We start from the raw sequence: 13,606 nt of genomic DNA on the forward strand, positions 1-13,606 counted from the left end.
GGGCACGCCGCGGACCGTACCGTCCGGGCCGAGGAACGCGGGGCTGCCCCCCGGCACCATGCCGAGTTCGCGCGCCCTGCGCTCCAGCGCGCCGGGCGCGGAGCGGTCGTCCACGTCCTGCTGGAGCGCCTGCTCCTCGTCGGTCAGCTCGGTGGTCCGCTTCTTCAGCTCGCTCAGCTTGAACGAGCCCTCGTTGAGGGAGGAGTTCAGCAGCAGCAGCGTGATGAGGCCCCCGCCGAGCAGCAGCACGACCAGCAGCACGAAAGGGGTCCTGGCGGCCTGGTTGGGCCCCGACGGCATCAGCCGCGACAATCGCGCGGCGCGTCCCTTCAGCTGCTTGGCCGGCTTGGTCACCGCACGTCCTCCCGGATGCGCTGCGCCCCGCGCAGCCGCGCGGGGGCGGCGCGGCGGTTCTCCGCGATCTCCTCCTCGGTGGGCAGCTCCGCGCCGCGCGTCAGCAGTTTCAGCCGGGGCTGGTACTGCTCGGGCACGACCGGCAGACCGGGCGGCGCCGTGTTGGCGGCGCCCGCCGCGAAGACCTGCTTGACCAGGCGGTCCTCCAGCGAGTGGTACGAGAGGACCGCGATCCGCCCGTCCACGGCGAGCGACTCCACCGCCGCCGGGATCGCCCGCTCCAGCACGCTGAGCTCTCCGTTGACCTCGATGCGCAGGGCCTGGAACGTGCGCTTGGCGGGGTTGCCGCCGGTGCGCTTGGCCGCCTGCGGCAGCGCGTCGCGGATCAGCTCGACGAGCCGCGCGCTGTTGCTGAAGGGCTCCTTCTCGCGCTCGCGCACGATCGCCGAGACGATCCTCTTGGCCTGCTTCTCCTCGCCGTACTGGCGCAGGATCCGCACCAGCTCGCCCGGCGGGTACGTGTTGAGGACCTCGGCGGCGCTCACGCCCGTCGTCTGGTCCATGCGCATGTCGAGCGGGGCGTCGTGGGCGTACGCGAACCCTCGCTCGCGCTCGTCGAGCTGCATGGAGGAGACACCGAGGTCGAACAGGACGCCCTGCACGCGGGGGACGGAGAGCCGCTCCAGCACCTCGGGCAGTTCGTCGTAGACCGCGTGGACCAGGGTGGCCCGGTCGCCGAAGGGGGCGAGCCGCTCGCCGGAGAGCCGCAGCGCCTCCTTGTCCCGGTCGAGGGCGACGAGCCGCGCCTCGGGGAAGGACGTGAGCAGGGCCTCGCTGTGTCCGCCGAGGCCGAGGGTGCAGTCGACGACCACGGAACCCGGCTTCTGGAGGGCCGGGGCCAACAGGTCCAGGCATCGCTGGAGCATCACCGGGACGTGTCGGGTCTGGCTCATGCGCCCTCTCAGGTACCGGCGCGGTCGTGCACGTACGGCCTGGTCCCCACCCGCTCGAAAGGGGACGGCCTGCCGGCGCCGGGGAAGTGGCGTCGGCCGACCGGCGAGCGGGAGGAGGCCGGGCCGTACGTACGCCGCGCACGCGGGGAAGTATCGGAATGTGCGAGATGTGTCCGTAAAGCAGTAAGGGACGCGTCACGCCACCCACTTCGCGTCACTTTAGTCGACTCGTCCTCCCGGTCAATCAACGGCCCAGCGCGCGGCGCGGGCTTGTTTTCACTCGTACGGAGGATGCGTGTTGACGCCTGTGGGTTACCTCACAACAAGCCTTGTTGACGTTCTTTGTCCCATCTCACAGCGGGCTCGCGCCGCCGGCGACGATTAACGTCTAGGGCATGTCGACTTCCGCGCATGTACCCGCCGAGTCCAATGCCGAGAAGCGCGTCGGGACGCGCTCCGACGGTACCGTCACCGACCGCCTCGTAGAGGCGAACCGGGAGTACGCCGCAGGCTTCAAGGACCCGGGGATGGACGCGCGGCCCGTGCTGCGCGTCGCCGTGGTCGCCTGCATGGACGCCCGCCTCGACCTGCACGACGCCCTCGGCCTGGAGCTGGGCGACTGCCACACCATCCGCAACGCCGGCGGCGTGGTCACCGACGACGTCATCCGCTCGCTGACCATCAGCCAGCGCGCCCTCGGCACCCGCAGCGTCATACTCGTCCACCACACGACCTGCGGCCTCGAAACCCTCACCGAGGACTTCCGGCTGGAGCTGGAGGACGAGGTCGGGCAGCGTCCGTCCTGGGCCGTGGAGGCCTTCCGGGACGTCGACCAGGACGTCCGCCAGTCGATGCAGCGGGTGCGGACCTCGCCGTTCCTGCCGCACACCGACGACGTGCGCGGCTTCGTCTTCGACGTGACCACCGGACTGCTGCGGGAGATCGACCCCGCCGCGTGAGGCGGTCCGCACACGAAAATCTGCGGACGAAACACGGCAACCCCTGACATATCCCTCCCCGTTGTCCACAGGCGAGTGACACGAACGGGTAACGGCAACAACAATGCGGGTGTGACATCGCGCCGGAACCTCCGTGCGTGATGTCCGTGTTTCGGGGCGGGCGCCGAGCAGTCGCGGCGCCCGCCCGTAGAACGGGGCCGAGGAGGGCCGGGTGACGACCTATGACGATCGAGCGAGCCTCACAGATCTGACCACCACAGCGGAGCGGGTCCGCAGGTCGGTGGAGAGCGTGATCGAGGGCAAGCCGGAGGTCGTACGGCTTTCGCTGACCGTGCTCCTCGCCGAGGGGCACCTGCTGATCGAAGACGTGCCGGGCGTGGGCAAGACGATGCTCGCCAAGGCGCTCGCGAGATCCGTCGACTGCTCGGTACGGCGGATCCAGTTCACGCCCGACCTGCTGCCCTCGGACATCACCGGGGTCAGCATCTACGACCAGCAGCGGCGCGACTTCGAGTTCAAGCCGGGCGCGATCTTCGCGCAGATCGTGATCGGCGACGAGATCAACCGCGCCTCGCCGAAGACCCAGTCCGCGCTGCTGGAGTCGATGGAGGAGCGCCAGGTCACCATCGACGGCCAGACCTACGAGCTGCCGTCGCCCTTCATGGTGGTCGCCACCCAGAACCCGGTGGAGATGGAGGGCACGTACCCGCTGCCCGAGGCCCAGCGCGACCGCTTCATGGCGCGGGTCTCCATCGGCTACCCGAGCGCCGAGGCCGAGTTCCAGATGCTCGACGTGCACGGCGCGGCGTCGCCGCTCGACGACCTCCAGCCGGTGGCGCACGCCCACGACATCCTGAAGCTGATCGACGCGGTCCGCACGGTGCACGTGGCCGACGCGGTACGGCGCTACGCCGTGGAGCTGGTCTCGGCCACCCGCACCCACCCGGACCTGCGCCTCGGCGCCTCGCCGCGCGCGACGCTGCACCTGCTGCGCGCCGCCAAGGCCTCCGCCGCGCTGAGCGGCCGCGACTACGCGCTGCCCGACGACGTGCAGGCGCTGGCGGTGGCGGTGCTCGCGCACCGGCTGCTGCCGACCGCCCAGGCCCAGCTGAACCGGCGTACCTCCGAGCAGGTCGTACGGGAGATCCTGCAGCGCACGGCCGTACCGACGGCGGAAGGCAGGACGGTACAGCCCGGCGCGGCCGCTGCGTACGGCGCTCAGCAGCCCGGCGTACGGCGGCTGTGATGACGGCCGGGGGCTTCGCCTCACCGGCGGCGGGCGACGGCGGCGGGGACGGCGAGGGCGACGGCGACAAGGGCGGTCTGCGGGCCGCCCTGTCCGGGCTGACTACGCGCGGCCGGTCGTTCCTGGCGGCCGGCGTGGCCGCCGCCGCGTGCGCCTACGTCCTGGGCCAGGGCGACCTGCTGCGGGTCGGGCTGCTGCTCGCCGTGCTGCCGCTGGTCTGCGTGACGGTGCTCCACCGCACCCGCTACCGGGTCGCGGGCAGCAGGCGGCTGACGCCCTCGCGCGTGCCGACGGGCTCGGAGGCGCGCGTCCATCTGCGGATGGACAACGTGTCGCGGCTGCCCACCGGTCTGCTCATGCTCCAGGACCGGGTGCCGTACGTCCTCGGGCCGAGGCCCCGGTTCGTCCTGGACCGGGTGGAGGCGGGCGGCCGGCGCGAGGTCTCGTACCGCGTCCGCTCCGACCTGCGCGGGCGCTATCCGCTCGGTCCGCTCCAGCTGCGGCTGACGGACCCCTTCGGCATGTGCGAGCTGACCCGCTCGTTCAGCGCGTACGACACCCTGACCGTGATCCCGCGCGTCGAGGCCCTGCCCGCCGTGCGGATGACGGGCGAGGCGTCCGGCTACGGCGACGGGCGCAACCGCTCGCTCGCGCTGGCCGGCGAGGACGACGTGATCCCGCGCGGCTACCGGCACGGTGACGACCTGCGCCGCGTGCACTGGCGCTCCACCGCGCGCTACGGCGAGCTGATGGTGCGCCGCGAGGAGCAGCCGCAGCGGGCCAGGTGCACGGTGCTCCTCGACACCCGGGGGGACGCGTACCAGGGGGCCGGTCCCGACTCGGCCTTCGAGTGGGCGGTGTCCGGGGCGGCCTCCGCCCTGGTGCACATGCTCGAACGGGGCTTCTCGGTACGGCTGTTGACCGACACCGGCAACTCCGTCCCCGGCGAGGGGGCCGACGGTTTCGCCGGCGCCACCCAGGAGACGGCCGACTCCGCCGGACTGATGATGGACACGCTCGCCGTCGTCGGGCACTCGGACGGCCCCGGGCTCTCCCCGGCGTACGACGTGCTGCGCGGCGGCAACGAAGGGCTGCTGGTCGCCTTCTTCGGCGACCTGGACGAGGACCAGGCGGCGGTGGCGGCGCGCATGCGCCGGCGCAGCGGAGCCGCCGTGGCGTTCGTGCTGGACAGCGAGACGTGGACGCGGGGGCGCGCGCCGGGCCAGGGCGGCGCACAGGACGCGGCCGGCCTGATGGCACGGGTTCCGGCGGCGGCCGAGGACCGGGTGAGGCCGTTGCGTGAGGCGGGGTGGACGGTGCTGACCGTGCCGCCCGGCATGCCGCTCGCCGACCTGTGGCGGATGGCCGAACGACAGCGCACCGGCTCGGGGGCCTCCCCCGCGGGCGGCGCGGCGGGCACAACGGGGGGTAGGTCATGAGCGGTCGCGGACGGCTGGCGCTGTGCGCCACGGCGGCCACCCTGATGACGGCGGGGGCGCTGCTGCCGCTGGTCGACAAGGCCGCGTGGTTCCTTACGGCGGCGCTGCTGGTGACGGTCCAGGCGGGGGTGGGGGCACTCGCGCGGCGGGTGCCGCTGGCCCGGACGCTGACCGTGGCGGTCCAGGCCCTCGTGGCGCTGCTGATGCTGACGGTGGTGTTCGCCGGGGAGTCGGCGATCGGCGGGGTGCTGCCGGGGCCCGAGGCGTTCGCGGAGTTCACCCGGCTGCTGACGACGGGTGCCGAGGAGGTCGGGCGGTACGCCATTCCGGCCCCGGCCACCGAGGGCATCAGGCTGATGCTGGTCGGCGGTGTGCTGCTGATCGCCCTGGCGGTGGACGCGATCGCGGTGACGTGCCGCAGCGCGGCACCGGCCGGGCTGCCCCTGCTCGCGCTCTACTCGGTGGCCGCCGGGCTGTCCCAGGGCGGCGCGAGCTGGCTGTGGTTCCTGCTGGCGGCCTCCGGCTACCTGCTGCTCCTGCTGGCCGAGGGCCGGGACCGGCTCTCGCAGTGGGGGCGCGTGTTCGGCGGCGCTCCGCGCGCCCGCGGGCGTACGGCGGCGGCCGGGTACGAGACGGCGGGGGGCTCCGCGCTGGCCCCGGTCCGTACGGGCCGGCGCATCGGCGTACTGGCGATGGGCATCGCCCTGGCCGTCCCCGCGGCGCTGCCGGCCCTGGACGGCGGGCTGCTGAGCGGTACGGGCGGCGGGAGCGGCGGCGGCGCCGGCGGCGGCACGATCTCGGCGGTCAACCCGCTGGTCTCGCTGCAGAACAGCCTCAACCAGCCCGAGGACCGCGAGGTGCTGCGGTACCGCACGAACTCGGACAGCACGAAGGACCTGTATCTGCGGATCGTCGCGCTGGACCAGTTCGACGGCGCCGCGTGGAAGTCGTCCGAGCGCCGGATCGAGGACGTGCCGGACCGTTTGCCGCGCCCGCAGGGGCTGGGGCCCGGGGTCCGTACGACCGAGATCAACTCCAGCGTCTCGGCCGCCGGCTGGTACGCGCAGAGCTACCTCCCGCTCCCCTACCCGGTGACGCGGGTGGACATAGGCGGCCGCTGGCGTTACGAACCGGCCGGCCGCACCCTGGTCGGCGACCGGGGGCAGACCACCAAGGGCGTGCGGTACACGGCAGGCAGCCTGATCGTGCGGCCGACCGCCGGGCAGCTGGCCGCGGCCACCCCGCCGCCGGCCCGGCTGCTGCGCGAGTACACGAAGGTCCCCGGCTCGCTGCCCGAGGTGGTCGAGTCGACCGCGCTGCGCATCACGAAGGACGCGTCGAACGACTACGAGCGCGCGGTGGCGCTCCAGGACTGGTTCGCCTCCAAGGGCGGTTTCACGTACGACACCGAGGTGCAGTCGGGCAGCGGCACGGCCTCGATCGCCCGCTTCCTCAGGGACAAGGAAGGTTTCTGCGTCCACTTCTCGTTCTCGATGGCGGCAATGGCCAGGACGCTCGGCATCCCGGCGCGGGTGTCGGTGGGCTTCACGCCCGGCACGGCGCAGGGCGACGGGACGATGTCGGTCGGGCTGCGCGACGCGCACGCCTGGCCGGAGCTGTACTTCGAGGGTGTGGGGTGGACCCGCTTCGAGCCGACGCCGAGCCGTGGCTCGGTGCCGGACTACACCCGCGACCAGACGCCGGCCGACACCCCGTCCGACCCGGCGCAGGCGCAGCCGAGCACGACGGACGCGCCTTCGGCGGCGCCGAGCGTGACGGACAGCTGCCCTCCGTGGATGCGGCGGCAGGGCGAGTGCGGCGGGCCCGTGCAGCAGGGCGGAGCCGGTCCCACCGACACCGGGTTCCCGCTCGGTCCGCTGCTGCTGGTGGCGCTGGGCGTGCTGCTCGTGGTGCTGGTGGTGCTGCTGCCGCTGCTCTGGCGCCTCCAGGTCCGTGCGCGACGGCTGGGCGCCGAGGGGCGCACGCCCGCGGACGCGGCCGCCCGTACGCTCGCCGGCTGGCGGGAGATCACCGACGCGGCGTGGGACTACGGCATCGCGCCGGACGAGTCGCAGACGCCCCGCAAGGCGGCCGCGCGGATCGTGCGCCTCGGCAAGCTCGAAGGGGCGTCCGGCGAGGCCGTGCACCGGGCGGCGGACGCTGTGGAGCAGGTCCTGTACTCACCCCGGCCTCCGGTGGCGGGGAGTCTCGCCGAGGAGGCGCGGCTGGTCCGGGCGGGGCTGCGCGCCGCCGCGGGGCGCGGAACGCGTCTTCGGGCACTTCTCGCGCCGCGCTCGGCTGTCCGGGTGGTCTGGGCCGTTTCGGCCCGCTGGGCCGCCGTGGCGAACCGGTGGGACGCGGGCCGCGCGAACGTGGAGCGGTGGGCGGGCGGCTTGCGCCGCCGCCCGTCCCGGCAACGGGGCTGAGGGGCGGGGCTCCCGACCGGGCTGCCGGGGGCGGCAGCGGATACGACATGAGGGGTGACCGCGTGGAAGCGGTCACCCCTCACTCGTGTGCAAGTGTCGGATGCGATCGACCGGTGTCCGGTCAGCGGAAGCGGCCCGGGTCAGTGTCCCTGGCCCTCTTCGCGGCGGCGCTGCCACCGCTGCTCGATGCGGTCCATGACCGACCGCCGCTGCCGGGGCCGGCTGCGAGCAGCCGCACCGGTACCGGTACCGGGAGCCGGTTGCTCCCCCGGCTTCGGGGCCTTGCGCCAGCCGGTGACCGCGAGCACCGCGCAGCCGAGCATCACAAGGAAGCCCACCACGCTGACCCAGATCTGCTGTGCGACCATTCCGGCCATGAGGAGCGCGATACCCACCAGGAAGCCTGCGACTGCCTGGTAGACCCGACGTCGGGTATACGTACGCAGCCCGCTTCCCTCAAGCGCTGTCGCGAACTTGGGATCTTCGGCGTACAGCGCTCGCTCCATCTGCTCGAGCATTCGCTGCTCGTGCTCCGAGAGCGGCACGGGAGTCCTCCTACTCGTCGGTCGCGGGGGGCGACCGTTTGCGGCCCTTTCAGAATAGGCAGGGAATCGCCCCCGTGAAACCCGCCCTCTACGCCAATTCACTTTCCGGGCCGCCATGCCGTCTCGGTTGCCTGAGGTGTGCATTCCCCGTTGGCCGATCCGCCATGCGCACGGTGTGCTCCGATCATACGGGGCAAGGCGGCCGATCGGGGGGCCTGTGGCGGACTCCATGCGCCACTGCGTTGCTGATCAGCCGCTTCCCGGGTGCCTGAGGCCGCTTCGTCAGCGCCGGTCGGTCCCCTGCTTCTGGCCGAGGACGTGCAGCTGGGTCGCGACGGAGTGGAAGGCGGGCAGCTCGGCGGCGGCGGCCTCCAGCTTGAGCAGGGCGTCGAGAGCGCCGGGCTCGGTGTCCACCAGGGCGCCGGGAACGAGGTCGGCGAAGACCCGTACGCCGTGGACGGCGCCGACCTCGACGCCGGCCTTGGCGACCAGCTCGGTGAGCTGCTCGGCGGTGAACCGGCGCGGCACCGGGTCGCCGTCGCCCCAGCGGCCCGCCGGGTCGCCGAGGGCCTGCCTGGCCTCGGTGAAGTGCCCGGCCAGCGCCCTGGCCAGGACGGCGCCGCCGAGGCCGGCGGCGAGGAGGCTGAGGGTGCCGGTGGGACGCAGTGCGTCGACGGCGTTGCGCACGCCCTCGGCCGGGTCGTCGACGTACTCGAGGACGCCGTGGCACAGCACCGCGTCGTAGCCGCCGCGCTCGACCACGTCGAAGAGGCCGTGGATGTCGCCCTGCACTCCGCGCACGCGGTCCGCGACGCCCGCCTCGGCGGCCCGGCGCTCCAGCGCGAACAGCGCGTTGGGGCTGGGGTCGACGACGGTCACGCGGTGGCCGAGGCGGGCGACGGGCACCGCGAAGTTGCCCGTGCCGCCGCCGGTGTCGAGGACGTCCAGGGCGTCGCTCCCGGCCGCCTCGACCCTGGCGTCGAGAGCGTCCTTCAGGACCTCCCAGACGACGGCGGTACGAAGGGAGGCGCGGGGGCGCATCGGGTCCGACACGGCAGTTGACTCCTCGGCGCGGTGCCGCCGCGGGCGGCGGGGCGGTGAACGGTGCGGGCGATAAACGCCCTGCCCACCCTATTGCCTCCGCGAACCGGTCCCGTCATCCCGCGTCGGAGTGGTCCGCGCTCCCCGCCCGGGGCCGTGGCAGCACGGGGTCGAGCACGAGCAGCCGCTCGACCAGGCGCAGGAACATCGCGGCGTCGCGCAGCAGGTCGTCGGCGTCCCGGGCGCTCGCCGCGCCCTGTATGCCCGCCTCGGCGCGGGCCCGGCGGCGGGCTCCCGAGGCGAACAGGGCGCTCCACTCGGTCAGTTCCGGCGCGACCTCCGGGAGCACCTCCCAGGCGCTGCGGATCCGCCGGCGGCGGCTCGCGGTGGTCTCGGGCCTGCCACGGGCGGCGAGGACGGCGGCGGCGGTGCGCAGGGCGGCGAGGTGCGCCGTGGCGTACCGCTCGTTCGGGACGTCGAGGCCCGTGGCTTCCTCCAGGCCGGTGTGGGCCTGGGCGAGCAGGTCCAGGGCGGCGGGCGGCGCACCGGCCCTGCGCAGGACCGGGTGGACGTCGGCGGCGGGGCCGGTCGCCGAGGGGGCGGGGCCGGTGGCGCGGCGGCGGTGTGCGGCAGCTGAGGACGTGCGAGACGTGCGAGCCATGACGAACCTCCTTCGTCGCGTGACGGCTCTGTAGCCGTATGTGTCCATCGTGGGGGCCACCACTGACAATCGGCCCTGACCTGGCCTTTTTGCTTCGAGCGCGACGCCGGGATACTTTTGGACTGACTGGTCAGTTCAAAAGTGGGGAGGGCGTGTGGACAGCAGCCCGCACGGGGCAGCGGTGAGCGCGGAGGACTTCGGGCTGAAGGGCCCGCGAGGGTGGGCGTTCCGCGGCGTGCGCGTCGCGGCACGGCCCGGCGCGCTCATCGCCGTCGAAGGTCCGTCCGGCTCCGGCCGCACCTGTCTCCTGCTCGCCCTCACCGGCCGCATGCGTCCCACCGAGGGCCACGCGGAGGTCGGCGGCCTGCGGCTGCCGAAGAAGATGGCCGCCGTACGCCGCATGAGCGCCCTCGGCCCGGTCACCGGCGTCAACGAGCTCGACCCGGCCTTCACCGTCGCCGAGCACCTGCGGGAGCGGGCGCTCCTCCAGCGCCGCCTCGACGGCTCGCTGCGCGCGCTGCTGCGGCCCCGCGCCGTACGCGCCGCCGAGGCGCGGGCCAGGATCGACGCCGCCCTCGACGCGGCGGGCCTTGATCTGGAGACGCTGCCCAAGGGGGCACGCACGTCCGTACGGGACCTGGAGCGCCTGGAAGGGCTGCGGCTGTCCGTCGGCCTGGCGCTGATGGGCCGCCCCCGGCTGCTCGCCGTGGACGACATGGACCTCAAGCTCTCCGACGCCGAACGCGCGGAGGCCTGGGAGCTGCTGCGTTCCGTCGCCCGAGAGGGGACCACCGTCCTCGCGGTGTGCAGTGAGGCCCCCGACGACGCGCTGCGGGTCACCACCGGAACCGTCGGCACAGACGGCGCCGAGGGCGCGGAGGGCGCAGGCAGCACCGGGGAGTCGGCCGAGACCGCGCCCGTCCCCGAGCCGGAGCCCGAGCGCGAGCCGGAGCCCGCACCCGATCCCGTACCCGCCCCGGAGCCCGGGACGGACGCCGGAGCTCGTGCCGAGAGCGACCCGGACGCCGAAGCCGGTACCGGTACCGAGACCGACACCGAGGAAGGGGCGGACGATGCGATCGCCGAAGCTGGCCGCGCTTGAGCTGAAGCGGTTCGGCAGGGGGAAGCTGCCGCGCGCCGCGCTCGTCGCGCTGCTGCTGCTCCCCCTGCTGTACGGCGCGCTGTACCTGTGGTCCTTCTGGGACCCGTACGGCAGGCTCGACCGGATACCCGTCGCGCTCGTCAACGACGACAAGGGCGCCGAGGCGGGCGGCAAGAAGATAGCCGCCGGTGACGAGATCACCGAGAAGCTGCTCGACAGCAAGGTCTTCGAGTGGCACGAGGTGAGCGCCGGCGAGGCCGGCCGGGGGGTCGAGGACGGCGCGTACTACCTGTCCCTGACCATGCCCGAGAACTTCAGCGAGCGGATCGCGTCCAGTTCCGGCGACGTTCCCGAGACGAGCGCGCTGCGGGTGCGCACCAACGACGCGAACAACTACATCGTCGGACAGATCTCGCGCACGGTCTTCGCCGAAGTGCGCACGGCCGCTTCGAAGGACGCCTCGCGCTCGTTCCTCGACAAGATCTTCATCTCCTTCTCCGACATCCACGACTCGACCGAGAAGGCGGCCAAGGGTGCCGACGACATCAAGGGCGGGATCGGGAAGGCGAAGAAGGGGTCCAGTGACCTCAAGGGCGGGCTCAACAAGGCCAAAGCCGGCTCGGCGGAACTCTCCCAGGGACTGACGAAGGCCGAGAAGGCCAGCACCAAGCTGTCCGGCGGCCTGAAGACCCTGCACACGAAGTCGGGCGAGCTGAAGACCGGCGCACAGGGGGTCGCCGACGGCACGCAGCGGCTCGCCGACAAGGTCAACGGCATCGCGAACTCGGTCAGCCCGTACCTCAGGGACAACGGCAAGACGGTCGGCGACACCGCGAAGCTCGTCGCCGACAGCACCCGGATCGTCCGGGACAACCTCGGCTCGCTCGTGAAGCGCGCGCCCGTCGCGGCCGAGGCTTCCCGTGTGGCGGCCGACGAACTGCACACCATCTACGCAGCGCGCTGTGTGAACCAGCCGCTCGCCGACCCCGCCTGCCCTCACCTGAAGAAGGCCGACAAGGCCGCGGCGGACACGGCTCTCATCGCCGCGGACGTCAACAACCTCGTCAAGAACCAGCGCCGCGATCTTGACCAGCTCGACAAGGAACTGGGCACGCTCCAGGACCAGGCGCGCAAGATCGCGGAACGCGCTCCCCACCTGGACGAGGACCTCGACACCGCCGTCAGCCAGGTCAACGCCCTGAACAACGGCGCCAAGAAGGTCGCCGAGGGCGCCGCCAGGATCAGCACCGGTCTCGGTTCCGCGAAGACGGGTGCGGTCGACCTCGACAGCGGCATCGGCAGGCTCGACACCGGTGCCACCGACCTCGACAACGGGCTGGCCAGGCTCCAGTCCGGCGCCGGGGAACTGAACGGCGGCCTGATCAAGCTCGTCGACGGTTCGGGCGATCTCGCCAGCGGCCTGCACAAGGGCGTCGGCAAGATCCCGGACTACGACAAGGAGAAGCGCGACCAGCGCACCGGCGTGATGGCCGACCCGGTCCAGCTCGCCTCCCAGTCGATGCACAAGGCGCCCAACTACGGCACCGGCTTCGCCCCGTACTTCATCCCGCTGTCCCTGTGGGTCGGCGCGATGGTGGCGTACATGCTGGTCCAGCCGCTCAACCGGCGTGCCCTCGCGGCCGGCGCCTCGGCCTGGCGGATCGCTCTCGCGGGGTGGCTGCCGGTGGCGGCGCTCGGCGTGCTGCAGGTGGCCGCGCTGATGTCCGTACTCCACTGGGGACTCGGCCTGCGGATGGAGCGCGCCGCCGGGACGATCGGCTTCCTGGTCCTGGTGACGGGCTGCTTCTCGGCGATCGTGCAGTGGCTGAACGCGCGGTTCGGCGCGGCGGGCCGCATCCTCGTCCTCGCCGTGCTGATGCTCCAGCTGACCTCGGCGGGCGGCACCTACCCCGTACAGACCAGTCCCGGGTTCTTCAACGCGATCCACCCCTTCCTGCCGATGACGTACGTCGTGGAGGGCCTGCGCCGGCTCATCACGGGCGGCGGCCTCGAACCGGTCTGGACGGGCAGCGTCGTGCTGCTCGCCTTCACGGCCGGAGCGGTGGCGCTGACGGCGCTCTCGGCGCGGCGCAAGCAGGTCTGGACGCTCGACCGCCTGCACCCGGAGCTCAGCCTGTGAGAATCATGTCCATGGACAGCAGCAGCACGCGCCGCCAGGTCACCCGGCAGAAGCTCTACGAGGCGGCCGTCACTCTCATCGCGGAGCAGGGGTTCTCCTCGACCACGGTGGACGAGATCGCCGAGCGGGCCGGGGTCGCCAAGGGCACGGTCTACTACAACTTCAAAAGCAAGACCGAACTCTTCGAGGAGCTGCTGCGGCACGGGGTCGGGCTCCTCACCGCCTCCCTGCGGGCCGCCGCGGACGAGACGGAGGAGCGCGGGGGCACCAAGGTGGAGGCCCTCGACGCGATGATCAGGGCCGGTCTCGGCTTCATCGACCGGTATCCGGCGTTCACCCAGCTGTACGTCGCCGAGCTGTGGCGCACCAACAGGGCCTGGCAGTCGACGCTGCTGGTGGTGCGCCAGGAGGCCGTCGCCGTCGTCGAGACGGTGCTGCGCGAGGGTGTCGACAACGGTGAGCTGAGCAAGGAGATCGACATTCCGCTGACGGCGGCCGCGCTCGTCGGCATGGTGCTGGTGGCGGCGCTGGACTGGCAGGCGTTCCAGCGGGAGCGGACGATCGACGACGTGCACTCCGCGCTGTCGCTGCTGCTGCACGGCCGGGTGAGCGGCCGCCGCTAGACGGCGGCCGGCCGACGCCTCGGGGGAACGCGGCCGCGACACGGCGAAACGCCGGTCGGGCGGGGCTCGTCCCCCCGAGCCCCCGCCGACCGGCGTTTCTCCGCACTCCCCCCGTAC

12 protein-coding genes are annotated in these 13,606 nt (G+C 72.9%); 7 read left to right on the plus strand and 5 right to left on the minus strand.

The annotated features are described in order from the left end of the window. Nucleotides 1-354, minus strand: a 354-nt coding sequence (gene ftsL / locus E2E34_RS21810) for a cell division protein FtsL (RefSeq protein WP_369334631.1), incomplete at its 3' end; no start/stop codon positions are given. Continuing rightward, complete coding sequence (gene rsmH, locus E2E34_RS21815) at nt 351-1,307, minus strand: 16S rRNA (cytosine(1402)-N(4))-methyltransferase RsmH (RefSeq protein WP_138903612.1); 957 nt, start codon at nt 1,305-1,307, stop codon at nt 351-353. The genes rsmH and ftsL, both read right to left, overlap by 4 nt. A gap of 395 nt (nt 1,308-1,702) precedes the next feature. Between rsmH and E2E34_RS21820 the strand changes: the two genes are divergently transcribed. The 4 genes from E2E34_RS21820 to E2E34_RS21835 all read left to right on the plus strand — a co-directional run bounded on the left by E2E34_RS21820 (nt 1,703) and on the right by E2E34_RS21835 (nt 7,377). Next, on the plus strand, nt 1,703-2,266 hold the full coding sequence (locus tag E2E34_RS21820) for a beta-class carbonic anhydrase (RefSeq protein ID WP_138903613.1): 564 nt from the start codon (nt 1,703-1,705) through the stop codon (nt 2,264-2,266). A gap of 211 nt (nt 2,267-2,477) precedes the next feature. Continuing rightward, the gene (locus tag E2E34_RS21825) at nt 2,478-3,512 is read left to right on the plus strand and encodes an AAA family ATPase (protein WP_138903614.1); all 1,035 of its coding nucleotides are present in this window, start codon (nt 2,478-2,480) and stop codon (nt 3,510-3,512) included. After that, on the plus strand, nt 3,512-4,951 hold the full coding sequence (locus E2E34_RS21830) for a DUF58 domain-containing protein (protein WP_138903615.1): 1,440 nt from the start codon (nt 3,512-3,514) through the stop codon (nt 4,949-4,951). The genes E2E34_RS21825 and E2E34_RS21830 overlap by 1 nt, the downstream gene beginning before the upstream one ends. Continuing rightward, nucleotides 4,948-7,377, plus strand: a complete 2,430-nt coding sequence (locus E2E34_RS21835; RefSeq protein WP_138903616.1) for a transglutaminase TgpA family protein — start codon at nt 4,948-4,950, stop codon at nt 7,375-7,377. Before E2E34_RS21830 ends, E2E34_RS21835 begins: the two co-directional genes overlap by 4 nt. A gap of 140 nt (nt 7,378-7,517) precedes the next feature. Here the strand turns inward: E2E34_RS21835 and E2E34_RS21840 are convergent, their stop codons facing one another. From E2E34_RS21840 to E2E34_RS21850, 3 genes are all read right to left on the minus strand, one after another. Next, nucleotides 7,518-7,922 carry an SCO2097 family morphological protein gene (locus tag E2E34_RS21840; RefSeq protein WP_069929144.1) on the minus strand — a complete coding sequence of 135 codons (405 nt, stop codon included), beginning with the start codon at nt 7,920-7,922 and terminating at the stop codon, nt 7,518-7,520. 282 nt (nt 7,923-8,204) lie between these two features. Then, nucleotides 8,205-8,975, minus strand: a complete 771-nt coding sequence (locus E2E34_RS21845) for a class I SAM-dependent methyltransferase (RefSeq protein ID WP_138903617.1) — start codon at nt 8,973-8,975, stop codon at nt 8,205-8,207. A 103-nt stretch (nt 8,976-9,078) separates the two neighbouring features. Beyond that, a complete protein-coding gene (locus E2E34_RS21850) occupies nt 9,079-9,624 on the minus strand; it encodes an SAV_6107 family HEPN domain-containing protein (protein ID WP_138903618.1) in 546 nt (181 codons plus the stop codon). A gap of 154 nt (nt 9,625-9,778) precedes the next feature. Here E2E34_RS21850 and E2E34_RS21855 point away from each other — a divergent pair, with 154 nt between their 5' ends. Genes E2E34_RS21855 through E2E34_RS21865 form a run of 3 tightly spaced genes read left to right on the plus strand, consistent with a single transcriptional unit; the run spans nt 9,779 to nt 13,489 of the window. Then, entirely contained in the window at nt 9,779-10,726 is a 948-nt protein-coding gene (locus E2E34_RS21855) for an ATP-binding cassette domain-containing protein (protein ID WP_138903619.1), read from the plus strand. Continuing rightward, entirely contained in the window at nt 10,698-12,866 is a 2,169-nt protein-coding gene (locus E2E34_RS21860; RefSeq protein WP_138903620.1) for a YhgE/Pip family protein, read from the plus strand. The genes E2E34_RS21855 and E2E34_RS21860 overlap by 29 nt, the downstream gene beginning before the upstream one ends. A gap of 11 nt (nt 12,867-12,877) precedes the next feature. Then, nucleotides 12,878-13,489, plus strand: a complete 612-nt coding sequence (locus E2E34_RS21865; RefSeq protein WP_138903621.1) for a TetR/AcrR family transcriptional regulator — start codon at nt 12,878-12,880, stop codon at nt 13,487-13,489. Nucleotides 13,490-13,606 lie beyond the last annotated feature (117 nt).

It is taken from the genome of Streptomyces albidochromogenes (assembly GCF_005981925.1).
Taxonomy (GTDB): Bacteria; Actinomycetota; Actinomycetes; order Streptomycetales; family Streptomycetaceae; genus Streptomyces; species Streptomyces albidochromogenes.